The organism is Microbacterium terregens (assembly GCF_039534975.1).
Classification (GTDB): Bacteria; Actinomycetota; Actinomycetes; order Actinomycetales; family Microbacteriaceae; genus Microbacterium; species Microbacterium terregens.
This window is the reverse complement of the sequence record NZ_BAAAWH010000001.1, coordinates 573,815-597,237: the sequence shown is the minus strand read 5'-3', so window position 1 is coordinate 597,237 and position 23,423 is coordinate 573,815. Positions and strand designations below refer to the sequence as shown.

General features: G+C 69.3%; 23 protein-coding genes and 3 tRNA genes. 9 read left to right on the top strand and 17 right to left on the bottom strand.

The window, feature by feature from the left end; genetic code table 11:
* Window positions 1–180: 180 nt before the first annotated feature.
* From ABD655_RS02765 to ABD655_RS02755, 3 genes are all read right to left on the bottom strand, one after another.
* Window positions 181–906 (bottom strand): hypothetical protein, encoded by a 726-nt coding sequence (locus tag ABD655_RS02765; RefSeq protein ID WP_344711514.1) that lies wholly within the window; start codon window positions 904–906, stop codon window positions 181–183.
* A 75-nt stretch (window positions 907–981) separates the two neighbouring features.
* The gene (gene cls / locus ABD655_RS02760; RefSeq protein ID WP_344711513.1) at window positions 982–2,445 is read right to left on the bottom strand and encodes a cardiolipin synthase; all 1,464 of its coding nucleotides are present in this window, start codon (window positions 2,443–2,445) and stop codon (window positions 982–984) included.
* 48 nt (window positions 2,446–2,493) lie between these two features.
* Window positions 2,494–2,685, bottom strand: coding sequence for a hypothetical protein (locus ABD655_RS02755; RefSeq protein ID WP_344711512.1), 192 nt, complete (start codon window positions 2,683–2,685; stop codon window positions 2,494–2,496).
* 111 nt (window positions 2,686–2,796) lie between these two features.
* Here ABD655_RS02755 and ABD655_RS02750 point away from each other — a divergent pair, with 111 nt between their 5' ends.
* Window positions 2,797–3,987, top strand: a complete 1,191-nt coding sequence (locus tag ABD655_RS02750) for a DUF4192 family protein (protein WP_344711511.1) — start codon at window positions 2,797–2,799, stop codon at window positions 3,985–3,987.
* 42 nt (window positions 3,988–4,029) lie between these two features.
* On the opposite strand, the gene lysS is transcribed toward ABD655_RS02750, so the two are convergent.
* The 11 genes from lysS to hpt form a co-directional block, all read right to left on the bottom strand.
* Window positions 4,030–5,577 carry a lysine--tRNA ligase gene (gene lysS / locus ABD655_RS02745; RefSeq protein WP_344711510.1) on the bottom strand — a complete coding sequence of 516 codons (1,548 nt, stop codon included), beginning with the start codon at window positions 5,575–5,577 and terminating at the stop codon, window positions 4,030–4,032.
* A gap of 87 nt (window positions 5,578–5,664) precedes the next feature.
* Window positions 5,665–6,378, bottom strand: a complete 714-nt coding sequence (locus ABD655_RS02740; protein WP_344711509.1) for a DUF2520 domain-containing protein — start codon at window positions 6,376–6,378, stop codon at window positions 5,665–5,667.
* Complete coding sequence (locus ABD655_RS02735; protein WP_344711508.1) at window positions 6,375–8,009, bottom strand: PH domain-containing protein; 1,635 nt, start codon at window positions 8,007–8,009, stop codon at window positions 6,375–6,377. Before ABD655_RS02735 ends, ABD655_RS02740 begins: the two co-directional genes overlap by 4 nt.
* Window positions 8,010–8,723: a PH domain-containing protein gene (locus tag ABD655_RS02730; RefSeq protein WP_344711507.1), complete on the bottom strand. Its 714-nt coding sequence runs from the start codon at window positions 8,721–8,723 to the stop codon at window positions 8,010–8,012.
* The gene (locus ABD655_RS02725) at window positions 8,680–9,162 is read right to left on the bottom strand and encodes a DUF3180 domain-containing protein (RefSeq protein WP_344711506.1); all 483 of its coding nucleotides are present in this window, start codon (window positions 9,160–9,162) and stop codon (window positions 8,680–8,682) included. The genes ABD655_RS02730 and ABD655_RS02725 overlap by 44 nt, the downstream gene beginning before the upstream one ends.
* The gene (gene folK / locus ABD655_RS02720) at window positions 9,159–9,692 is read right to left on the bottom strand and encodes a 2-amino-4-hydroxy-6-hydroxymethyldihydropteridine diphosphokinase (RefSeq protein WP_344711505.1); all 534 of its coding nucleotides are present in this window, start codon (window positions 9,690–9,692) and stop codon (window positions 9,159–9,161) included. The genes ABD655_RS02725 and folK overlap by 4 nt, the downstream gene beginning before the upstream one ends.
* On the bottom strand, window positions 9,689–10,069 hold the full coding sequence (gene folB, locus ABD655_RS02715) for a dihydroneopterin aldolase (RefSeq protein ID WP_344711504.1): 381 nt from the start codon (window positions 10,067–10,069) through the stop codon (window positions 9,689–9,691). The genes folK and folB overlap by 4 nt, the downstream gene beginning before the upstream one ends.
* Window positions 10,070–10,079: 10 nt before the next feature.
* On the bottom strand, window positions 10,080–10,904 hold the full coding sequence (folP, locus tag ABD655_RS02710) for a dihydropteroate synthase (RefSeq protein ID WP_344711503.1): 825 nt from the start codon (window positions 10,902–10,904) through the stop codon (window positions 10,080–10,082).
* Window positions 10,901–11,491 (bottom strand): GTP cyclohydrolase I, encoded by a 591-nt coding sequence (gene folE / locus ABD655_RS02705; RefSeq protein WP_344711502.1) that lies wholly within the window; start codon window positions 11,489–11,491, stop codon window positions 10,901–10,903. Before folE ends, folP begins: the two co-directional genes overlap by 4 nt.
* A 10-nt stretch (window positions 11,492–11,501) precedes the next feature.
* Window positions 11,502–13,508 (bottom strand): ATP-dependent zinc metalloprotease FtsH, encoded by a 2,007-nt coding sequence (ftsH, locus tag ABD655_RS02700; RefSeq protein WP_344711501.1) that lies wholly within the window; start codon window positions 13,506–13,508, stop codon window positions 11,502–11,504.
* Window positions 13,509–13,849: 341 nt separating this feature from the next.
* Window positions 13,850–14,401 (bottom strand): hypoxanthine phosphoribosyltransferase, encoded by a 552-nt coding sequence (gene hpt, locus ABD655_RS02695; RefSeq protein ID WP_344711500.1) that lies wholly within the window; start codon window positions 14,399–14,401, stop codon window positions 13,850–13,852.
* A 343-nt stretch (window positions 14,402–14,744) separates the two neighbouring features.
* On the opposite strand from hpt, the gene ABD655_RS02690 reads away from it, so the two are divergent.
* Window positions 14,745–15,281, top strand: a complete 537-nt coding sequence (locus ABD655_RS02690; protein ID WP_344711499.1) for a DUF937 domain-containing protein — start codon at window positions 14,745–14,747, stop codon at window positions 15,279–15,281.
* Window positions 15,282–15,294: 13 nt separating this feature from the next.
* On the opposite strand, the gene tilS is transcribed toward ABD655_RS02690, so the two are convergent.
* Window positions 15,295–16,290, bottom strand: a complete 996-nt coding sequence (gene tilS, locus ABD655_RS02685) for a tRNA lysidine(34) synthetase TilS (RefSeq protein WP_344711498.1) — start codon at window positions 16,288–16,290, stop codon at window positions 15,295–15,297.
* 163 nt (window positions 16,291–16,453) lie between these two features.
* On the opposite strand from tilS, the gene ppa reads away from it, so the two are divergent.
* Window positions 16,454–16,987, top strand: a complete 534-nt coding sequence (gene ppa / locus ABD655_RS02680) for an inorganic diphosphatase (RefSeq protein ID WP_344711497.1) — start codon at window positions 16,454–16,456, stop codon at window positions 16,985–16,987.
* An 85-nt stretch (window positions 16,988–17,072) separates the two neighbouring features.
* On the opposite strand, the gene ABD655_RS02675 is transcribed toward ppa, so the two are convergent.
* Window positions 17,073–18,461: a peptidoglycan DD-metalloendopeptidase family protein gene (locus tag ABD655_RS02675; RefSeq protein WP_425561667.1), complete on the bottom strand. Its 1,389-nt coding sequence runs from the start codon at window positions 18,459–18,461 to the stop codon at window positions 17,073–17,075.
* Window positions 18,462–18,769: 308 nt separating this feature from the next.
* Here ABD655_RS02675 and ABD655_RS02670 point away from each other — a divergent pair.
* The 6 genes from ABD655_RS02670 (at window position 18,770) to ABD655_RS02645 (ending at window position 22,785) form a co-directional block, all read left to right on the top strand.
* Window positions 18,770–18,842, top strand: a tRNA-Glu gene (locus ABD655_RS02670).
* Window positions 18,843–18,868: 26 nt separating this feature from the next.
* Window positions 18,869–18,942, top strand: a tRNA-Asp gene (locus ABD655_RS02665).
* Between the two features lie 70 nt (window positions 18,943–19,012).
* A tRNA-Phe gene (locus ABD655_RS02660) sits at window positions 19,013–19,085 on the top strand.
* Window positions 19,086–19,234: 149 nt separating this feature from the next.
* The gene (locus ABD655_RS02655) at window positions 19,235–19,369 is read left to right on the top strand and encodes a hypothetical protein (protein WP_344711495.1); all 135 of its coding nucleotides are present in this window, start codon (window positions 19,235–19,237) and stop codon (window positions 19,367–19,369) included.
* Window positions 19,366–21,546: a CapA family protein gene (locus ABD655_RS02650; protein WP_344711494.1), complete on the top strand. Its 2,181-nt coding sequence runs from the start codon at window positions 19,366–19,368 to the stop codon at window positions 21,544–21,546. Before ABD655_RS02655 ends, ABD655_RS02650 begins: the two co-directional genes overlap by 4 nt.
* Before the next feature lie 66 nt (window positions 21,547–21,612).
* A complete protein-coding gene (locus tag ABD655_RS02645) occupies window positions 21,613–22,785 on the top strand; it encodes an aminotransferase class I/II-fold pyridoxal phosphate-dependent enzyme (protein WP_344711493.1) in 1,173 nt (390 codons plus the stop codon).
* Between the two features lie 27 nt (window positions 22,786–22,812).
* On the opposite strand, the gene ABD655_RS02640 is transcribed toward ABD655_RS02645, so the two are convergent.
* The gene (locus ABD655_RS02640; protein ID WP_344711492.1) at window positions 22,813–23,328 is read right to left on the bottom strand and encodes a glycine cleavage system transcriptional repressor; all 516 of its coding nucleotides are present in this window, start codon (window positions 23,326–23,328) and stop codon (window positions 22,813–22,815) included.
* Between the last annotated feature and the right edge of the window lie 95 nt (window positions 23,329–23,423).

The window sequence follows — 23,423 nt, the reverse complement described above, 5'->3', positions numbered from 1 at the left end:
GTCACTCTCCGCGCGCGGGCGAGCGTAGGGGTCGCGGAAAGCGACTGCGGAGCGAACCTGCGCAGCGGTCCGCAGACCTGCGCAGCGGTCCGCAGACCCGCGCAGCGGTCCGCAGTCCCGCGCAGCGCTGACGTGCGCGTGCAGGGCGGATGCCGCGGCCGCGGCATCCGTGGGCCGACGTCAGTGCTCGCCGACGATGGGAATGCGCACGTTGTCGAACTCGGCGCCGGTGAGCACCGCGAAGGTCTCGGAGTCATCCTCCAGGCCCTGGACGGTGGCGATCACGGCGCGCGGCGCCATGTCCATGGTGCAGACCTGATCCGCCGGCGGTGACGCGAAGACGACGGTGACGTCGGACGGACCCGAGGTCGTGACGGTCTCGATCATCGGCGCGCAGGTCGACGACCCCCACGTCAGGATCACGAACTGGCCGTCCGCATCGGTCCAACCGGCGGTCGGCAGGTAGTCGGTCTCGGCGCCGGGGGTGAGCCCCGCGACGCCGTCGAGGTCGGTGTCGCCGTGCCGGCCGTCACCGGTCACCTGGATCTCCAGATCCTGGGCGGGATCCACGCCCTCGGGCAGCGAGACGAGCGTGACCCGCGGGGCGTAGTCCGCGGTGCAGGCGGTCTGCGCGTCGGGCTCGACGAGCGTGACGCTGAGCACCGCACCGTCGAGGGTCGCGTCCTCGGCGATGGGCACGCAGCCCGAACTGCCCTGCGTGACGATGCCGATCATGCGCCCGTTGTCCAGCCATGCGGCGTCGATCTCCTGCTCGGTGCTTCCCCCCGTGGAGGAACCGGGGCTGGAGGACGGCCCGCCGGCGACCGGAGTCGCGCATCCGGCGAGGGCGATGCCGGCGAGCAGCACGGCGGCGGGCAGAGCGAGCAGGCGTCGCGCGAGGATCATGAGCCGATCCTGCCGCATCACGACTGGACGCCGCCAGGGAATCCGGTCACGGAGATGTCACGACCGCTCCGCGTGTCACTGCAGTGCGGAGGTCAGCCGGGCCAGGTTGTCCAGCACCGTGGAACGAAGCGGCTGCTTCTCCCACTCCTCGAGCGTGAGCTGGCGGCTCAGCGCACGGTAGCTCGCCTCGACGTCGCGCATCTCGGTGACGAACTGCTCACCCCGCACGAGCATCGAGATCTCCATGTTGAGACCGAACGAGCGCATGTCCATGTTGCTGGACCCGATGATGCCGAAGCCGTCGTCGATGGTCATCGACTTGCTGTGCAGGATGAAGGGCTTGCGGTACATCCAGATCTTCACACCCGCGCGCAGCAGCACCTCGTAGTAGCTGCGCTGGGCGTGGTAGACGATCGCCTGGTCGCCCTCCTCCGAGACGAACAGCTCGACGTGCAGACCGCGATGGCAGGCGGTCGTGATCGCGAGCAGCAGCGCCTCGTCGGGCACGAAGTAGGGGCTGACGATGATGATCTTGCGCTGGGCGTAGTAGATGAGGCCGAGGAAGAGCCGCAGATTGTTCTCGAATTCGAAACCGGGGCCGGAAGGGATGATCTGGCAGTCCAGATCGCCGGGGCCGGACGTCACGTCGAACAGGTCGATCTCGTCGGTCAGGACCTCGTTGGTCTCACTGAACCAGTCCGAGAGGAAGACCGCGTTGACCGACGCAACCACGGGCCCCTCCAGCCGCGCCATCAGGTCGACCCAGTGCAGCCCCCGCTTGATGTTCTTCTTCAAGTTGTACGTGGAGTCCGTGACGTTCTGCGAACCCATGAACGCGACGTTGCCGTCGATCACCAGAAGCTTGCGGTGGTTGCGCAGGTCGGGGCGCTGATACTTGCCCTTGAACGGCTGGACCGGCAGCATCAGGTGCCATTGGGCCCCCATCGCGTCGAGCCTCTTCAAGGTCTTCTTGTAGAACGGCTTGCCGCGGTTGGCCCAGTGGTCGAGCAGGACCCGCACGGTGACGCCGCGTGCGGCGACCTCTTCCAGGGCACGGAACAGGTTGTCCGTCGCGGTGTCCGTCTGCAGGATGTAGAACTCGATGTGTACGTACCGGGTCGCCTGCCGGATCGCGTCCGCCATGTCGTCGAGGCTCTGCTGGTAGTCCGAGATCAGGTGCGCCGCGTTGTCGCCCGCCAACGGCATGGCACCGAGATTGCGATTGAGCGTCACCAACGAGGTGAACCAGTCCGGTGCGTTCGGGCGCAGCGTCCCGAAGTCGAGCGACTCGCTGGTCTCGTGGATGTAGGTGTTGATCTCCTGCTGCATGCGGCGGCGCTTGCGGGGAAGCCGCGGATTGCCGATGAGCAGAAAGAGGAAGACCCCGATCAGCGGAATGAAGTAGATCGCGAGCAGCCATGCCATGGCCGCGGTCGGACGGCGATTGCGCGGCACGACGATGATCGCGGCGACGCGAATGGTGATGTCCGTGAGAAAAACCAGGACCAGCCACCACGTCGCGTCGAACGTGACAGTCATCAACTGGCCTCCCCGCCCGGACGTTCCCCCAGCGTACGGGAGATCGTCTCAGCGCTCGGACGCCGCAGACGCCGCCGGCGGCAGACCGCGCTTGGCCCGTTCCTGCGCCTCGACCCGTGCGTACACGCGCCGCTCGGTGCGGTCGCTGCGCAGGATGCTGCGAAGGATGAAGAAGAACAGCCCGCTCACCACGACCGTGGGCAGCAGCGACCAGAAGACCGCGACCCAGTAGCTATCCATGTCTCCAGGATACCGTCCGCCGGTTCCTCCCCACCCCGGGGTGATCCGCGTCCCCTCCACAGTGCGTGCCCCCACCCGTTTCGCAGGCCCCCGACAGCCCAGGGTCGACTCATGACCACGACCGTCAAGGCCGCGAACGCGGCGCAATTCCTGTCCCTCGTTCCCAAGATGCTCGGGTACCGCCCCACCCGCAGTCTCGTCCTCGTTCCTTTCACCGGGGCGCGGAGCGTCGGCGCGATGCGATTCGACCTGCCCGAAACGGCGGACATCGATGAGCTCGACCGTTTCGCCGCCACGCTGATCGGGATGGTCTGCCGTCTTCCGGAGGCGGATGCCGTGGCCTGCATCGCATACACCGATGCGGTCTTCGGCGCCGACGGGATGCCGCATCGCGAGCTGATCGCCGCGCTCGAACGCCGCGCCGACGCGTGCGGCATCCGCGTGACCGATGCCCTGTGTGTCGCGGCGGACGGCTGGGGTTCCGTCTTCGATCCCTCCTGCCCGCCGTCCGGTCATCCTCTGCTCGAGCTGGGCAGCGAACCCGCGGGCGCCGGTCACCTGGCGGTCGCCGACGGAGATCAGGCGGCGGGCGCGGAACTGCCGCGCGTCCATCTGGATGAGAGCGAGCGAACGGCGCGAGCGCTCGCGTCTCTCGAGGACGCGGTCCGGCTGCTCTGCGGTCCGGATTCTGGTGCGCGGCCGTCGGATACGAGGACATCCGGGGATCAACCGACGGATGCCGCGGCATCCGTCGCCGAGTCCGCCGGCCAGCGCCGCGTGGACCCCCGCGCGCTCGCGGCGGTGTGCACGCTCGATGACCTGCCGACGCTCTTCGAGGACGCGTTGGGGTGGGATGCCGAATCCCTCGCCCCGTTCGATGCGGCGGCCCTGGTCTGGTGCCTCGGGCGGCCCGCGCTGCGCGACATCGCCCTCGTGCAGTGGTGCGGCGGCATGGCCGCGGGTGACGAGGCGCTGGAAGCGCAGCTGCGCTGGGAGGCGGGCGAGGAGTACCCCACCCATCTGGCGATGAAGATGTGGGGGGAGGGTGAGCGGCCGGATCCCGACCGGCTCGAAGCCGCGCTCACCCTCTCCCGACGCATCGCGGCGGCCGCTCCCCGGGCGGAGCGGGCGGGTCCCCTCGCCGCGTGCGCCTGGCTGGCGTGGGCTCTGGGCCGCTCCACGCACGCCGACCGCTACGCGACGCGCGCCTGCGAGATCGAGCCGGAGCACGGGCTGGCCGAGATCGTCCGTTCCTTCGTCCACGCCGGGCATCTTCCCGACTGGGCGTTCCGGCGCGGCTGATGCGGCGCCCGTCGCCCGTGCTGCGACCACCGCGCTCGGCGGCTACTTCACCAGCGGGAAGAGGATCGTCTCGCGAATGCCCAGACCTGTGATCGCCATCAGCAGGCGGTCGATGCCCATCCCGAGTCCCCCCGAGGGCGGCATCCCGTGCTCGAGCGCACGCAGGAACTCTTCGTCGACGCGCATGGCTTCGGTGTCGCCCCGCGCCGCCAGCTTGGCCTGCTCGGTGAAACGTTCCCGCTGGATGACGGGATCGACGAGCTCGGAATACCCGGTCGCCAACTCGAAGCCGCGGATATACAGGTCCCACTTCTCGACGACGCCCGGAATCGAGCGGTGCTCTCGGACGAGCGGGCTGGTGTCCAGCGGGAAGTCCAGAACGAATGTGGGGCGCACGAGGCCGGGCTTGACGAAGTGCTCCCACAGCTCCTCGACGAGCTTGCCCGGCGTGGCGAGCGGCGGCTCCTGGATACCCTCCCGCGCGACGAGCGCCCGCAGGTCCTCCAGCGAGGTCTGCGGCGTGATCGTGACGCCGGATGCCGCGGACAGCGAGTCGTACATCGAGATGCGGTCCCACTGGCCGCCGAGGTCGTACTCGGTCCCGTCCGCCCAGGTCACCGTCGTAGAGCCGGTCACCGCCATTGCCGCATTCTGGACGAGGTCCTGCGTCAGGTCGGCGATGCCGTGATAGTCGGAGTAGGCCTCGTAGGACTCGAGCATCGCGAACTCGGGGCTGTGCGTTGAGTCGGCACCCTCGTTGCGGAAGTTCCGGTTGATCTCGAACACCCGGTCCAGCCCGCCGACGACGGCGCGCTTGAGGAACAGTTCGGGGGCGATGCGCAGGTACAGCTCGGTGTCGAACGCGTTCGAGCGCGTCACGAACGGCCGGGCGGACGCCCCGCCGTGCTGCACCTGCAGCATCGGCGTCTCGACTTCGATGTACCCGCGATCCGTGAACGTCTGGCGCAGAGAGGCGTTGACCTTCGCGCGTGCCCGCACCGTCTCGCGAGCCTGATCGCGCACGATCAGGTCGAGGAAGCGGCTGCGGACGCGGCTCTCCTCCGACAGTTCGCCGTACATGTTGGGCAGCGGCAGAATCGCCTTGGCCGCGATCTGCCAATCCGACGCCATGATCGACAGCTCTCCGCGACGGCTGGAGATGACCTCGCCGCGCACGAAGACGTGGTCACCGAGGTCGACGAGCTCCTTCCACCGCTGCAGCGATTCCTCGCCCACACCGGCGAGCGAGACCATCGCCTGGATGCGGCTGCCGTCTCCGGCCTGCAGGGTCGCAAAGCACAGTTTGCCGGTGTTGCGGCTGAAGACGACGCGGCCGGCGACCGCGGCGATCACGCCGGTCTCGGCACCCGCCTCGAGCTCGCCGAACCGGGCACGAAGCGCCGGGATGGTGTCGGTGATCGGCAGGGTGACCGGGTAGGCCCCGCCCGCGGCATCCGGTCGTTCGGCGATCAGGCGCTCGCGCTTGGCCAGTCGCACGGCCTTCTGCTCGAACGCTTCGGCAAGCTCAGCGGGGTCCACACCCTCGTCGGTCGGCTCGGTCGCGTCGTCGGGCGCAGGCGTAGTGCTCATCGTTTCGGGCTCCTCGGAAGTCGGGGCCAGTCTATCCGCGGGCGCGAAGAGACCTGGCGGCGGAGGCAGCGACGGGGCCGCCTGCGCTCATCCGTCGATCGGCGCCGTCGGATCGTCGGTGGCCGCGGAGCCCGCTGCGGACAGCGCCTGATCGACCGTGGAGTGCACGAGCGCGGACAGGTACCGGCCGGGGTCGGGCACACCCGCTTCCGCGAGCAGCCGCGTGGACTGGCGGACGATGGACTGGGAGAACTCGGTGGCGGTCTCGAGCGCCTCCGCGTACGCGGCACGAGACTCTTCGGCGACGACGACCGGCTCGCAGCCGAGCTCGACGGCGAGGGCCTGGGCGATCGGCAGCACGGGTCCGGGGGCGGTGACGGCGGCATAGGCCTGCGAGAGCTGACGCAGATCCATCGACGTCCCCGTGAACGCCACGGCCGGGTGGACGGCCAGCGGGATCGCCCCCATCGCCGCGGCGGGGCCGAGCGCGCCGATGCCGTAGGCGGGGTCGGTGTGCAGGACGAGCTGGCCCGGCTGCCACGCGCCCAGCTCGGCCAGTCCGGCGACCAGTCCGGGCAGCTCGTCGTGCGGTACAGCGATGATGACGAGTTCGCTGCGCCGAACGACCTCGAGGGCATCGAGGAAGGGCACGCCGGGCAGGATCGCCTCGACGCGCTCTTCGTCCGAGCCGCGGGTGATTCCGACCACCGCATGCCCCGCTCCGCCGAGGGCGGCCCCCAGGACGGGACCGACGCGGCCCGCGCCGATGATTCCGACGCCGAGCCGCCCGTCCCGCCTCACCGTGCTCGCCGTTCGTCGACGGGCTCGGGGACGGACGGGTCGCCCGCCCAGCGGTGGCTGTGATCGCTCGCGGCCGCCGTGAGCGCCGCGGCTTCGGCATCCTCGAAGAGCGCGAGCGCGGCATCCCGATCGAGGATCCCCAATCGGCCGTACACGCGTCCCGAAATCGTGTGGGCACGGATGCCGGCCACGGAAAGGGCGCGATCGATCGGGCCCTGCTCGATGCCGATGCTCTGCAGTCGGGCGAGGGGGAAGACGGCGAGTTTGCGCCAGATCATGCCGCGCCGGAGCAGCAGCGCCTGCGGGAGGAGGAGGAAGCCATTGCGCTTCCAGGAGAGCGGACGCAGCAGGCGCGCGCGCCGCGGCGTGTTCGTGTACGGATCGTCCGGCTTCGGGCCGAGGACGCCGTGCTCGAACACCAACGGCCACTCGCTCTCGGGCAGGTTGGGCAGCAGCAGACGCATCACACGCTCGACGTCTTCGCGGGTGCCGACCGGCAGCACCGTCGTGAACTGGTCCGCGTTGGCGTCGGCGATCCCCCGCCCGGACAGACGGTTGACCGTGATGGACCACCAGCCGAACGGCCGCCACAGGATCGACTGGTCGACTTCGACGGCGTGCACGCGCCCGGGAGGGAGGATCTCGGTGATGGTCGTGAACAGACCGAAGGTGATGCGCACGCCGCTGGGCGTCGGGGCGATCGAGTAGCGCAGCGATCGCGTGATGGTGCGCACCCAGTACGCACCGAAGCCGATGAGCGCGGGCACGAGGCTGAACAGCACCCACGGGGTGCCCGCGATGGAACCGACGATGATCGCGACGATGATCGCGAGCAGCCAGAGGGTGGAGGTGCTGAGCAGACGCGACGCGATGAGCCGCCCGACGGGGATGTGCACCACCGATTCGGGTTCGCTGACGGGCTCTTCGGCGCCTGTGATGAGGCCGTTGATGCCCGCGCTGACCACGGATGCCGCGTTGGCCACCCGGGACACGCTCGGTGCGACACCCGCGACGCGTGCCTCCGCCAGACGCCGGCCGGACGCGAGTCGGAGGATGTCGGCCCGCACCGCCTCCGCGTTCGGAGTGGACAGGTATTCGAGTTTGACGTTCGAGTCCAGTCCGGCGCCGACGACTTCGAGCTTGGCCATGCCCACCAGCCGCGCGAACATCGGGCGCGTGAGGTTGACTCCCTGGACGCGGTCCAGGGGCGCGCGCCGATGCGTCCGGAACAGCACGCCGCTGCGCACTTCGACGTCGTCCCCGGTGATGCGGAACGTGTGGAAGCGCCAGGACAGGTAGAACAGGGCGATGAGCACCAGCAGGATGGCCAGCAGCGCGAGCCCCGCGACCAGCACGAGGTTGTTGGCGAGGATGTAATCGATCGGATCGCCGCTCTGCCACTCGTCGACCTCGACGTCGATGTCGTCGTCGAGCCAGGGCAGAAAGATGAAGACGAGCCGGTCGCGCAGGTTGGCGATCACGATGCCGGCGATGACGACCAGGAACAGCCCGCCGCGGAACAGGGGGGTCAGCGGATGCAGGCGGTGCCACTCGCCGTCGGTCAGGGAAGGCGCGGCCGCGGGCGGACCCGATGCAGGACCGCTCGGCGGAAGCGGGGGCGTGGTGTGCACCTACAGACCCGTCCGGCGCGTCTCAGCCACATCGACGAGGGTGTCGCGCAGCCGCTCCGCCGCCTCCTGCTTCAGCCCGGGGATGACGACCCCGGTGGATGCCGCCGCGGTGACCAGCTTCAGCTGAGCGATGCCGAAGCCCCGATCGAGCGGGCCGTGCGTGATGTCCACGAGCTGCATCCGCCCGTAGGGCACCGCGACCACACGCTGCCACAGGATGCCGCGGCGGAACACGAGGTCGTCATGACGCAGCTGATATCCGTACGCACGCGCCTGACGGGGTGTGATCGCGATCGTCCAGATCAGGATGATCAGGAAGATGCCGCCCGGGATCCATGCCCACCACTGGTGCCACAGCAGTGTGAGCAGGAGCACGGCGGTCAGGACGATCAGAACGAGCACGCCCGTCGAGATGAGCTGCACCCAGACGTACTGACGGGCCAGCTGATGCCAGGTGCCGTCGCCGAGCGGAAGACGCGCGGCCGCGCGAGGTTCGCGGATCGACGAGTACGTGTCCGCGTCCAGCACATCCAGCGCGTCGAGCGGGACCGGGGTCTCCGTCGGGGTGACCGCTTCGGGGGCGTGCGGGGGGACCACGTCGGGGGCGTGGGTCAGCGAGCCAGGGCCTTCGGGGGGAACCGGGTTGCCGGGATCTGCGGGGGCTGGCTCGTCACGTGGCGAGTCCGGGGTCGTCGCCTCCGGGATGTTCGTCATCGTCGTCCTTCCGGATCGTGCAGAGGTGCTCGGCATACAGCCCTGCGGCCACCAGCAGCGCACCGCACACCGCGGTTGCGATGATGGCGCCCAACGAGCCTACCGAGGGAGAAACCGGGCGGGTCAGCAGGAACAGCGCCAGACCCCCGGCAAGGCCTCCGACGGCGGCACCGACGATGCTCGACGCCTTCGCGAGCATTGCGATGCGCAGCGCCCAGAAGGGATTGACCGGCTGCCCGTGCGCCCCACGTGTAGCGCGACGGATGGGCAGCGCGAGCGCGACGACGACCCCGCCGAGCAAGACGAGGAAGATCGGCAGCGTGACAGAGGGGATGAAGGTGGCCCGCCCCGCGGCGGTGAGCCCCTGGTCGAGCAGGAATCCCAGTGCGATCCCGATGGCCGCCGCGATCAGCAGGATGCCGGCGCCGGTTCGCCTCACGAGCCGCTCCGCAGGCGTTCGAGGAGGACCTCGACCCTGCCCCGACCCGGCAGCTCCGCGTCCGGATCGATGCTCAGCCACGGCACGAGCACGAAGTCACGCTCGGCGGCCCGGGGGTGCGGCAGGGTCAGCACGGCGTCGTCGCTGGTCACGCTGCCGTAGGAGATCAGGTCCAGATCCAGCGTCCGATCCCCCCACCGCTCGCGTCGCTCCCGCCCGTGGCGGGCCTCGATCGCCTGCAGAAAGGCGAGCAGCAGGGACGGAGCAAGGCGGGTCGTCACCAGGGCGACGGCGTTCAGGTATGCCGGCGCCGCGGCATCCGGGCCCTCGGGCTTGACCGCCACCGACTCGACCGGCGCGGACGCGCGCACGTCGTCGACCAGTGGCAGGCGGCGCAGCTCGGCGATCGCAGCATCCAGCGTCGCTGCGCGGTCGCCGAGGTTGGCCCCGAGGGCGACGACCGCCCGTACGGGCGTCGGATCCGTCCGGGGCGCGTCGACGTCGATGCCCTCGGCAAGCCGGCGGTTCACGAGCGGGCGTCCCGTCCGGTCCGGCGGATCGTCACGGACACGTCCGCGAACTGCAGTTCGATCGGCGCAGCGGGCTTGTGCACCGTCACCGCGACCATCCGCACGCCGTCGTACTCGAGCAGCGCGTCCGCGATGCGCTGGGCGAGCGCCTCGAGCAGGTTCACCGGTTCGCCGCCGACGATGGCGGCGATCCGTTCGGCCGCCTCGCCGTAATGCACGGTATCGGCGACGTCATCGCTGACCGCGGCCGCCGCGGTGCTGACGTAGAGCGTCGCGTCGATGATGAAGTACTGACCGTCGCGGCGCTCGCTCTCGAACACGCCATGCCGACCGAACACCCGCAGGCCGGTCAGCGTGATCTCGTCCGTGAAGTCCATCGACTCTCCCTCACCCTCGGCGTGCGGCCGGGCGCCACCACTCATCGGCGATCCGCAGTGCATCCCGCGTCCCTGCCACATCGTGCACGCGGACCGCCCACGCCTCCGCTTGTGCCGACAGAACACTCGTGACCGCCGTCGCGAGATCGCGTCGCGGCTGCGACACCTCGTCCTCGGCATCCGCGCTGAGCACCTCGGCCAGGAACCGCTTGCGGCTGGTCCCGACCAGCACGCGGTGTCCGAGCCCGGCGATGCGCGGCAGCGCCCTGAGCACGTCCCAGTTCTGCGCGCCTTTCTTGCCGAACCCGATCCCCGGGTCGACGATGACCCGGGCGGGGGGGATGCCGGCGGCCGCAGCAGCCTCCACGCGCTCGGACAGCTCTCTGAGCACCTCGTGCACGACGTCTTCGTACTCGGCACGCGCATACATGTCCGTGGACGGCCCGCGCCAGTGGCCGATCGCGAGGTCGGCATCCGTGGACGCGACCGCCGCGAGGAGGTCCGGGTCGGCGAGCCCGCCCGAGACGTCGTTCACGATGCGGGCACCGGCCTCGACCGCGGCCAGAGCGGTCGAAGCGTTCATCGTGTCGACACTGACCGCCGCACCGGCGTCCGCCAGCGCCCGAACGACCGGCAGGACCCGCTCCTGCTCGACGCGCGGGGAGACCCGCTCCGATCCCGGGCGTGTGGATTCGCCGCCCACGTCCAGGATGTGCGCTCCCTGCGAGCGCAGCAGCAGACCGTGGGCGATCGCCGCGTCAGGGTCTACGAAGCGGCCGCCGTCGCTGAAGGAGTCCGGGGTGACGTTGACGATCCCCATGATGAGGGTGCTCATCCGCGCGGCGCTCCGAGCAGCGCGATCAACTCCGCCCGTGCAGCGGGTTCGGACAGTTCGCCCCGGGCCGCGATGGTGATCGTGGATGCCTCGGTCTGCCGGTCACCGCGCATCGTGACGCACTCGTGGCTGGCGTCGAGGACGACGAGTACTCCGCGGGCGTCGAGGGAGTCCGCGATCGTGTCGGCGATCTGCTCACCGAGACGTTCCTGCACCTGAGGCCGGGAGGCCAGGATGTCGACGACCTTGGGCAGCGCGCCGAGTCCGACCACTTGTTCGCCGGGGAGGTAGGCGATGTGCGCGTGCCCGCGGAACGGAAGCAGGTGGTGCTCGCACACCGATCGGAAGCGGATGTCGCGGAGCATGACCGCGCCCGACGGCAGCGTGTCCGGAGCGGGGCCCCGCGCGACGGAGATCGTGTGCGCGAGGGGGGCCGCGGCATCCATCCCCACACCGGAGAAGAACTCCGCGTACGCGTCCGCGACCCGTTGCGGGGTCAGGTGCACGCCGGGGCGCTCGGGGTCCTCACCGATCGCCGCCAGCAGCTCTCGGACGAGCGCGGCGACACGCTCACGATCGACGGCCACAGGCCCGAGCCTACGCGGTCGCGGGGCGCGCCTGACCGGTGGGACGACGCTTCGTGGCTTTCTCGGGGGCGCCCTGCTCGGCCTCGACGGCCGCGGCGATGCCCTCCGGCTGGGCGCGACGCGGCACCTCGACGGGCGGCTGGAACGAGACCGGCCGCTCGTTGCTCGAGAGCCACTGCGGACGCGGCGGAAGCCGCTTGACGTCCTTGAAGATCTCGGCGAGCTCGAGGTGGTCCAGGGTCTCCTTCTCGAGCAGCTCGAGGGCGAGGCGGTCCAGGACATCACGATTGTCGTTGAGCACCTGGTAGGCCTCGTTGTGCGCCTGCTCGATCAGGGCGCGGACTTGGAGGTCGATGCGCTCGGCGAGCTTCTCGCTGAACTCCCGGCCGTGGCCCATGTCACGGCCCATGAAGACCTCGCCGCTGGCGGAGCCGAGCTTGACCGGTCCCACCTCGTTGGTCATGCCGTACTCGGTGACCATCTTGCGCGCGATGCCGGTGGCCTTCTCGATGTCGTTGGATGCGCCGGTCGTGGGGTCGTGGAAGACGATCTCCTCGGCGACGCGACCGCCCATCGCGTAGGCGAGCTGGTCCTGCAGCTCGTTGCGGGTGATGGAGTACTTGTCATCCAGCGGCAGCACCATCGTGTACCCGAGGGCCTTGCCGCGGGGCAGGATGGTCACCTTCGTGACGGGGTCGGTGTTGTTCATCGCCGCCGCTGCGAGCGCGTGACCGCCTTCGTGGTAGGCGGTGATGAGCTTCTCCTTGTCGCGCATGACGCGCGTGCGACGCTGCGGACCGGCGATGACCCGGTCGATCGCCTCGTCCAGAGCGCGGTTGTCGATCAGCTGCGCGTTCGAGCGGGCGGTGAGCAGCGCGGCCTCGTTCAGGACGTTCGCCAGGTCGGCGCCGGTGAATCCGGGTGTCTTGCGGGCGACGACTTCGAGGTCCACGCCCTCGGCGAGGGGCTTGCCGCGCCCGTGCACCTCGAGGATCCGCTTGCGGCCCTTCAGGTCCGGCGCGTCGACGCCGATCTGTCGGTCGAAGCGTCCGGGGCGCAGCAGCGCGGGGTCGAGGATGTCGGGGCGGTTCGTCGCCGCGATGACGATGACGTTGACCTTCGGGTCGAAGCCGTCCATCTCCACGAGCATCTGGTTCAGCGTCTGCTCACGCTCGTCGTGACCGCCGCCCATTCCGGCGCCACGATGGCGGCCGACGGCGTCGATCTCGTCGATGAAGATGATCGCCGGCGAGCTCTCCTTGGCCTGGTTGAACAGGTCGCGGACGCGGCTCGCGCCGACGCCGACGAACATCTCGACGAAGTCGGAGCCCGAGATCGAGTAGAACGGCACACCGGCTTCGCCGGCCACGGCACGGGCGAGGAGCGTCTTGCCGGTTCCGGGAGGGCCGTACAGCAGTACGCCCTTGGGGATGCGGGCGCCGACGGCCTGGAACTTGGAGGGGTCCTTGAGGAAGTCCTTGATCTCCTGCATCTCTTCGATCGCCTCATCTGCCCCGGCGACATCGTCGAAGGTGACGGTGGGAGTCTCTTTGGAGACGAGCTTGGCTTTGGACTTGCCGAACTGCATGACCTTGCTTCCACCGCCCTGGGCGCTGGAGAGCAGGAACCAGAAGAGCAGGCCGAGCAGCAGCAGCGGCAGCATCAGCGAGAGGAAGCCGTCGAACCAGCTCGGACGCGGCACCGAGTCGTTGAAGCCGTCGGCCGGGTCGGCCGCGGTGACGGCGTCGACGACCTCTGCGGCCCGCGCGGAGACGTAGTAGAACTGCACGTCCGACGCGCCCTCGTAGGGCTTGGATAGCTTCATGTCGACGCGCTGATCGCCGTCGGTGTTGAGAACCTCGGTGACCGTCGAGCCGCTCAGGAGCTTGAGCCCCTCCTGCGTCGAGATCTGCTTGGCTCCGCCAAGGCTGGAGATGAGCGAGAACCCGACGATCAGGAAGATCCCGATCAGCAGCACGTAGAAGAGCGGGTTTCGGGTGATCTTCTTGAAGTCCATGGTGCGGGCGGCGCCCGTTCCCTTTCGTCGACGATCCGTCCGCACGAGGACTCGGGGCCTCGGCGACGGTGGAATCAGGGTATCGCGGGCTGTCTATGCCCAGTCTGTGCATTCGCCGACGGCGGAATCGTCGACGGCGTCGCGTGCGGCATCCCGGGCGATGTCGACGGCGGCGACGCGTGCGTGCGGCCGATCGCTGCGAGCGGGGCCCCCGTCAGTGCCGATCGGGCTCCCTGAGCCGCCGATCCTGTGTTCGCTTGCCCTGGATGTACGCCCGAGACGCCGTTTCGTGTACATCCAGGGCAAGTGAACGAACGATCGGGCGGGGCAGTGCGGGCAGGTCAGCTGTAGACGTGCGGGGCGAGGATCGCCACATCGCGGAGATTGCGGTACTTCTCGGCGTAATCCAGGCCGTAGCCGACGACGAATTCGTTCGCGATGTCGAAGCCGACGTAGCGGCAGTCGACGTGCACCTTCGCGGCATCCGGCTTGCGCAGCAGAGCGAACACCTCGACGGATGCCGCGCCCCTCGAGGCGAAGTTCTCCAGCAGCCAGCTCAGGGTCAGGCCGGAGTCGATGATGTCCTCGACGATCAGCACGTGCCGATCGTGGAGGTCCTCGTCGAGGTCCTTGCGGATCTGCACCACACCGCTGGATTTCGTGCTCGCGCCATACGAGGACACCGCCATCCAGTCGATCGGAGCCACGGTCGGCAGAGCACGAGAGAAGTCCGCCATGACCATGATCGCGCCTTTGAGCACCCCGACCAGCAGAAGATCCTTGTCCGCGTAATCCACGGCGACCTGTGCGGCGATCTCGTCGAGCCGCTTCAGGATCTGCTCCTCGGTGACGAGGATTTCGGTGATCTCGCTCTGGATGTCGACGGCGCGCATGGTCCGAGTGTATGGCGTGCGTCAGCAAGCCAGGGGTGTGGGGCGGAGCCCCGCAAAGAACTGCGCGTCAGCAAGCCAGGGGTGTGGGGCGGAGCCCCGCAAGGGACCGTGCGTCAGCAAGCCAGGGGTGTGGGGCGGAGCCCCACAAGGAACCGTGCGTCAGCAAGCCAGGGGTGTGGGGCGGAGCCCCGCAAAGAACTGCGCGTCAGCAAGCCAGGGGTGTGGGGCGGAGCCCCACGAGGAACCGTGCGTCAGCGCGCACGGTCGACCTGGCCTGCGCGCGCAGCCGACCGTAGGCTTGCCGGGCGGGCGACGAGGCCTGTCAGAACGAGGGAGTAAGCGCATGACCGGAATGGACGACATCCTCAAGGCCCTTCCCATCGACGACATCGCCTCTCGGCTGGGCGTCGACCCCGGTCAGGCCCGACAGGCCGTCGAAGAGGGCGGCGCGACGATTCTGAGCGGTCTGCAGCGCAACGCCCAGACCCCGGACGGTGCCGCCGCAATCGAGAAGGCGCTCGGCAAGCACGGCGGCGAGGTCGCGGGCGGCCGCGTCGACCTGAACGCGCTCGACACCGCCGACGGCGAGAAGATCCTCGGCCACATCTTCGACGGACAGGAACAGGCCGTCGCCCAGAAGCTCACGCAGGAGCCCAAGACCGCGGGGATCGACTTCGGCAAGCTCCTGCCGATCCTCGCTCCCATCATCATGGGATTCATCGCCAATCAGCAGAAGGACAAGGCGCCCACCCAGGACGCGGGTTCCGAGGGCGGCGGACTCGGTGGCCTGATCGGCGGGCTGCTCGGTGGCGGCGGCTCGGGATCGTCCGGAATCGACATCGGCGGTCTGCTCGGCGGACTTCTGGGAGGCAAGAAGTAACGCCACGAGCGGTTCAGGATGCCGTGAACTCCAGTCGTCCGCCGGCGCGTCGGACACGGCATCCGGGCAGGTCGATCGGTCCCTGCCCGGACCAGTCCGTGACCAGTCGGGCGACTTCGAGCGTCTGCGTGCGAGTGAGGCTCGCGCCGAACTCAGCCGCCACCACGCGGCGGATGATGCGGTGGCGCAGCGCCGCGGGGTTGGCCGCAAGAGCGGCGACCGAGACCGAGATGCCCGCCTCGGCGTGCTCGACGATGTCTTCGATCGTCTCATGGATCATCTCGTCGAAGGCCGCGGCATCCTCGCGCAGTTGCAGGGCCGTACGGGCCAGCGCTTCGGCGATCCCCGGACCGAGTTCTGCCTCGAGCACGGGGAGCACGGCCTCGCGAACGCGCACGCGGGCAAAGCGCCGGTCGGCGTTGTGCGGGTCCTCCCACGGCTCGACGCGCTGCGCGAGGCAGGCCGCGCGGGTGATCCCGCGGCGCACGCCCAACAGCGGTCGCAGGAGGGCGATGCCCGAGGTCAGTTCGCCGGCCGGCGCCATGCCCTGCAGGCTGGCGGCACCCGACCCGCGCGCGAGCCCCAGCAGCACGGTCTCAGCCTGGTCATCGAGCGTGTGCCCCACCAGCACGGCGCGCGCGTCGATCGCCGAGGCTTCGGCGGCGAGCGCGGCGTAGCGCGCCGCGCGCGCGGACGCCTCCGGTCCGCCGTCTGCACCGACATCGACGCGCACGACGCGCGCCTCGATCCCGAGCGCTGCGGCCCGATCGGCGGCCAGCGCCGCGGCATCCGCTGAGCCCTGCTGCAGCCCGTGATCGACGGTCACCGCCACCGCGCGCACCCCGAGCTTCGGGGCCTCGAAGGCAGCCGCCGCGGTCAGGGCGAGCGAATCGGCGCCTCCGGAGAGCGCGACGACAACGGCGTCGCCCGGCGCCAGACCGGCAAGGGCGGCCCGCACGGCCAGCCGCACTTCGGCGATGGCGGGGTCGAGGCTCGGGCGGGTGTCCACGCTCCCACGGTATCGCCGTGTCGTGTCAAAGCGACGGGCGCAACTGCGGTGCACGGCACCCGGCGGCGGTGAAGGCCGCCATTTCTCCCCGCTTTTTGACGGCCGACGCGCGCGAGTAGGCTGGTTCGCGGCATTCCCCACCCGTCATTCAAGGAGCACACGCATGGGCGCACACGACGCCGTCATCGAGATCCCCCGCGGCAGCCGCGTCAAGTACGAGGTCGATCACGGCACCGGGCGGGTCTTTCTGGACCGCGTCCTGTTCACTCCGATGGGCTACCCCGCCGACTACGGGTTCTTCGAGAACACCCTCGGCGAGGACGGCGACCCCCTCGACGTGCTCGTGCTGCTCGATGTCACCCTCTTCCCGGGCGTGATGGTCAACGTGCGTCCGGTGGGCGTGCTGAAGATGAAGGACGAGGCGGGCGGCGACGACAAGCTGGTGGCGGTCCTGACCAAGGACCCCCGCTGGAGCCACATCCAGGACCTCGACGACATTCCCGAGTACACGAAGAAGGAGATCGAGCACTTCTTCGAGCACTACAAGGATCTCGAGCCCAACAAGTGGGTCAAGGTCGACGCGTGGGGCGACCGGGCTGAGGCCGACCGCATCCTCGACGAGGCCATCGTCCGCTTCGCCGAGCACGAGGGCGAGACCAAGACACAGGGTGAGGGCATCGCGCCCAAGACCGTCTGACCGCACGACGCAGAAGGCGGATGCCGCGCACCAGCGCGTCGTCCGCCTTCAGTGTTCGGAGCCTGCGTGCGGCAACGGTGGCGGGCTAGAGCCAGACACCCCGGTCGGCCATGAACGGCGCCGGGTTGGTCGTGCGCCCGTTCAGATACACCTCGAAGTGGAGGTGGCAGCCGAAGGAGTTGCCGGTCTGCCCGGTGGCCGCGATGAGGTCGCCGGAGTTGACCCATTGGCCGTACCTGACGTAGAAGCCGCCGTTGGAGATGTGCGCGTACCCGGTGGCGACACCGCTGCCGTGATCGATCTTGACGTAGTTGCCGTAGCCGCCGTTGTATCCCGCAAAGACCACCGTGCCGGAGTAGGCGGCGTAGATGCCCGACCAGCATGCCTGCCCGAGGTCGGTCCCCTCGTGGTAGCCGCTGGAGCAATAGCCGCTGCCGCATTGCACGTATCTGGGGCCGTAGCCCGAGGACACGCCGCCGCCGCCGGGTCTCGACCAACCGGAGCCGCCGCCTCCACCGCCGCCGCCTCCACCGCCACCGCCACCGCCACCGCCACCGCCGCCACCCGCCGCGGCTGCGGCGGCTGCTGCCGCCGCTGCGCGCCGGTCGGCTTCGGCGCGCAGTTCCGCCTGGCGCTTCTCTTCGGCGATTCGTGCCGCTTCGACGCCGGCCTGGTAGTCGGCGATCGTCTTGCTCGTAGTGTCCTGCAGTGCAGCGAGCTGCGCCTCGAGCGTCGCCAGGTTGGCGGTCTGGGCGTCGAGAGCAGCCTGGGCCGCATTGGCCGCTTCCTGCGCGACGACCATCTTCTGCTCGGCATCCCGCTGCAGGCGATCGCGCTCCGCCCGGGCGACGACGGCCTGATCGCTGAGACTCTGCGCCGAGTCGCGCGCCATGACCGCGTCGGAGTACACCGCGCTGTTGCGCTCGATGAGCTTGTCCATCGTGCCCAGACGGGCGAGCAGGTCATCCGTCGATGCTGCGGAGCCGGCGAAGAACAACTCGAGCGACGTGTCATCGCCGCCGTTGCGGTAGAGCTGCGCGGCCAGGCGACCGGCTTTGTTCGCCGAGTCCGTAGCCTGCGCGGCCTGCTGGTCCGCCTGCGCCTGGAGTTCGTCGGCGCGCCGGGCCTGGGCGAAGAAGGCCTGCTGTGCTTCGTAGAAGACGTCCGACGCCAGCTTGGCTGCTTCTTGGGTGCGAGCGACTTCGCTGTTGAGGCTCTGAATGAGCCCCTGGATCTTGGACACCTCGGCGGCCTTGGCGGCCTCGTTGGCCTTGGCAGCCTGCACGTCGTCCCACGACGGATACGTCGCGCCGAACGCCGAGGAGATCACGGGACCACCGGTCGCTCCGAGAGCGACGATGCCGAGCACGCCCAGGCCCAGTGCACCTCGCCGGCTCACCGCCGGCCAGAGCGTGCGCCGCTCAGCAGGCGTCGGAGCGCAACCGCACTCGTCCTGGGTCTTATCGGGCTCCACGGATCCTCCCGTCGCGGGTCGACTTCCCTCACACTAGCAACATCAGTCACATGCGCAACGGAAACCTTCGCTTGCTCCCATCCTGCTCCTTGCAGGCGGTGCGCTCCACCCATCTCACTCGGCGTGGAGCCCGGATGGCCGCTGGCGCGCCCGCAGACACGGAATCGGACCCCCGCGGCGAACACGGCCGCCGCGCACCCCTAGACTGAGGACTACCGCGCTCTTCGCAGTCCGCGAGGTCGATTGGCGGATCAGCGTTGGATTGCGTATGCTTGAGCGTCGGTAACGGTGAGCCCCCGGGTTCATCCGGCCCCATCGTTTAGCGGCCTAGGACGCCGCCCTTTCACGGCGGTAGCACGGGTTCGAATCCCGTTGGGGTCACGCCCGACATACAACTTCATATGCATGGCCCTGTAGCGCAGCTGGTTAGCGTGCCGCCCTGTCACGGCGGAGGTCGCGGGTTCAAGTCCCGTCAGGGTCGCTCTATGGCGACAGGCCCTTTTTTCGAAGAGGGCCTTTCGTCTAGGACGTGACATCCTCGGATGCCGCGTGGCTCTGTAGCTCAGTTGGTAGAGCGCACGACTGAAAATCGTGAGGTCACGGGATCGACGCCCGTCGGAGCCACTGAAACCCTCTTCTGGCTTCTACAGGAGGGGGTTTCTTCATTAGCGACGCCCCTGCGTCGCGCAAGATCCGGATCCTGACGCGACATACGGTCCGGATATCCGAGAGCCCATACGCCGTCGCAACATGGCGGGCGCTGGGCTGGGGGGATGCCCGCACCCACCACCGAACTGCTTGTGCATGACGAGGAGATCCGCGCGAACACCGCGCTGCTCGCCCGACCCAGCGGCGAACTCCTTCACGACACAGCGGGGGCGACCGTCCCGACAGAGGCGCGCGCATGAGCGCTCCGGCGAACTCCCGTGGCCCGCGGCTGCTGTGGGCGGACGGTCTGAAAGGGGCGTTGATCGTCCTCGTCGTGCTGTGGCACGTCGTCATGAAGACCTACCTGCAGATCGACTGGCAGCTCGGCATCCCGATCCCCGGTGTCTGGGGACTCGCCGGCGATCTGATCTGGCCGTTGCTCATGCCGCTGTTCCTGCTGATGTCGGGCTTCTTCGCAGCGAATGCCTACGAACGGCCCTGGTCGGCGGTGTTCCGCCCCCGCGTCGTTCGTCTCCTCTACCTGTACCTGCTGTGGACGCTGATCCACATGGCGGCGATGTGGGCTTTCCCCGACTTCCCCACCCTCATCCCGCGCAGCCTCGCCGAGTTCATCGAGGCCATCACGATCAGCCCGCCGAACACCTGGTATCTATACGCGCTGGCCCTCTACTTCGTGGTCGCCAAGGCATTGCGACGCGCCCCCCGGTGGTCGGTGATCGCCGGTGCGGCCGTCCTGTCCGTCACGGTCTCGGCCGGTCTGATCGACGTCGTGAGCAACCGCGGCTCTCTGCTCTACAACCTGCTGTTCTTCCTGCTGGGCCTTCATCTCGCTCCGCAGATCCGGCGTCTGGTCGCCCGGTCGACTCCGGTCACAGCGATGCTCTCGGTCGTCGTCTACGTCCTCGCCTTCGCGGCGATGCGGATCACGGACTCGGCGACCGTCCCGGGCGTGTGGCCGGCCGTGTCGCTGATCGGAGTGGTGATGGGGGTCCTGGTCGCGCCCGTCCTGGCCCGAGTGCCGCTCCTCGGCCGAGGAATGAGCTGGCTCGGCGCGCGCACCCTCGTTATCTACGTCGCCCATATGCCGTTGCTGGCGTTCGCCGACTTTCTCCTGGTCGGATGGCTGTCGGGTGCTCGGGTCGCGGTGCAGCTGGGCGCTGCCGTGCTCCTTCCGCTGGCGCTCACCGCGGTCATCGTCGCGACGAGCACGGCGCTCGGTCACCTGATCGTCAGGGATCGCCTGTTCTGGCTGCTCGACCTGCCGGCGCGGCGCTCGACGGCGCGACCGCGGCGGCGAAACGCGGTGCGTGCGCTGCCGCGTTCCGTGCCGTGGCGTGGCGCCGTCGCGGTGATGCTCCTGATCGCGACCGGCGCGGTCGCCGGGGGCGGGTCCGGCATCGCGGGGTGTCCGTCCGACCCTCCCCGCCGCCCCGCATCGCACGCGGGGCAGGTGAGCATCGGCGGCGCGGGCGACGTTCTGCTCTACGACGTCGGCCACGACGTTCCCGCCGACCGCGGGAAGGATCATTTCGACGAGGTGCGTCCGTGGTTCACCCAGGACATCGTGACCGGCAACCTCGAGCAGGTCATCTCGGCCGACACGGGGTACGACAAATGCGAAGCGCGGGCCGAGTGCCTGGCGTTTCGAAGCGCCGCCGACGCGGCTCCCCTGTTCGCAGGCTTCGATCTGCTGAATCTTGCGAACAATCACACCGGTGACTTCGGCCACGAGGGATACGTCAACACGCAGCAGAACCTCGCCGCCACCGGCATCCGCACCGTGGGCGCGCGGAACGAGATCTCCTGCACCCGTGTCGGGAACCTCACGGTGGCCGTGCTGGGTTTCGCCCCCTACGGCGACACCAACCGGCTCACGGATCTGCGTCACGTCCGCGAGGTGGTTCAGGCGGCAGCGTCGACGGCGGACATCGTCGTCGCGCACGCGCACATGGGCGCAGAGGGCTCGGATGCCGAGGCCGTGACGCCCGGGATGGAGACGATGTACGGCGAGAAGAGGGGCGACGTGATCGCGTTCTCGCACGCGGCGATCGATGCCGGCGCCGATCTGGTCCTCGGGCACGGGCCGCACGTGCTGCGCGGCATGGAGTTCTACCAGGACAGGCTCATCGCCTACAGTCTCGGGAACTTCGGCGGCGGCGGGGTCTTCGGCGCCGATCAGGCCACACGGTATGGGGCATACCTCGAGGTGAGTCTGGATGCCGAGGGGAGCGTGATCGATGGGCGCGTGCGCTCGGTCCGGTTCGAGCATGAGGACGGCAGACCGGTTCCCGACCCCGAGGGCCGAGCGGCGCAGCTGATGGATGAGCGCGGCCGACGCGACTTTCCCCGCACCGCGCCTCCGATCGACCCCGACGGCCGTTTCACGCCACCGGCGACGCACGATGCAGCCCATTGACGCCGCACGCCGGAGTTGGAAGTCTGACCACGGAGCCTGTAGGGGCGGGCTCGGAAGGCGGGCGACATGGCCATGTCCGAACGTGCCGTCAGGGCGAAGTCCTCCGTGGACCGCGTGACGGCCTTCTTCTCCCGGATCCAGGCGGTCGCGCAGGATCCCGATGCGATGGACTTCACGTTCGGCAACCCGCACGAGATGGCGCTGGCCGGGCTCACGGGTGCCATGGCCGCACAGCTCGCACCGCGAACGGTCGACTGGTACGCCTACAAGACGAACGAGCGGCCCGCGCAGGAGGCGGTGGCCGCGGGCCTCACTGACGAACTCGGACTGGACTTCCAGCCGGAGGACATCGCGATGACCCAGGGCGCCTTCGGCGCGATCGCACTGGCGCTCACCCTGGTCGCCGACGCCGGCACCGAAGTGGTCATCCCGGTCCCCGGGTGGTTCTGCTACGAGCCGATGCTGCACGCGGCCAACCTCGTTCCGGTCGCCGCGGCCCTCGATCCCTCCGACTTCTCCCTCGACGTCGACGCGATCGCACGGGCGATCAGTCCGCGCACGCGACTCGTGATCGTCAACTCTCCTTCGAACCCGACAGGCAGGGTCTTCCCGAGGGAGACGTGGGTCGAGCTGGCCGTCGTGCTGGAGGCGGCCTCCCGCACCCACGGGCACCGGATCTGGCTCCTCTCCGACGAGCCGTACCGGCGCATCCGCTTCGACGGGATCGGGTTCGACAGTCCCGCGGCCTCGTATCCGTGGACCATGATCGACTACAGCTACGGCAAGGTGCTCCTCGCCCCCGGGCAGCGGCTCGGCTACCTCGCGCTCTCGCCCCTTCTGCCGACCACAGAGCGGGACGAGCTCCGCGAGGCCTTCATGCCGACCCAGCTCGCCATCGGCTGGGGCTTTCCCAACGCACTCATGCAGTACAGCGTGCCCGCCCTCGAGGACGTGTCCATCGACATCCCCGAACTGACCCGCAAGCGCGACCGTCTGTACGGTGCACTCGATGAGGCGGGGTACACGCTGACCCGGCCGGAGGGCACGTTCTACCTGTGGGGCCGCGCTCCCGATGGCGACGCGCAGGCCTTCTGCGACGCACTGGCCGTCGAGGGCATCCATCTCATGCCGGGCACGATCTTCGATCGCCCCGAGCATTTCCGCGTCTCGCTGACCGCGACGATGGACACCATCGAACGCGCGCTTCCGCGGCTCGTGGCGGCCGCACCCGGGCGCTGACGTCGCGAGTCGCCCTGACGCCGCATGTCACGGCTCCCGCGTCACGTCCACCTGGATCTCGGCGGCGAGACGCTCGAGCGCGGCCTGCACCGCGTCGACATCGACGGATGCCGGGACCTCCGCGGCGATGGTCGCCTCGAACAGCCGGCCACCGGACATCGCCGCATCGCGCGTCTCGGTGGTCATCCGCTCGATGCTCAGGCCGTGCGCGCTGAGGGTGGAGGAGACCTCGCGGACGATGCCCGGGTGGTCGTTGCCGAGCACACGGAACGAGAAAGAGCGCGGAGGCGCGGCATCCTTGGTCCCCGCACCGCCCGCGTGGGTCGTCACCGTGAGAAGACCGTCGAGAGCGCCCAGTGCCGCGCGCAGCTCTTCGACGCGATCGTCGCCGACGGACACCTCGATGATGCCGGCGAAGGCACCGGACAGCTCTGCCAGCTGGCTGTTCTCCCAGTTGCCGCCGTGAGCGGTGACGACATCCGCCACGGCCGCGACGAGCCCCTGTCGATCATCTCCGACGACGGTGAGGACGAGCGTTGTCATGAGCGACAGCGTAGCGATCCGCGCCGCACCGCGGTCGGCTCGGCCCCGAACCTCGCGTGCACCCGCTCCCTCGGGTCTCAGGATCCACGCCGTAC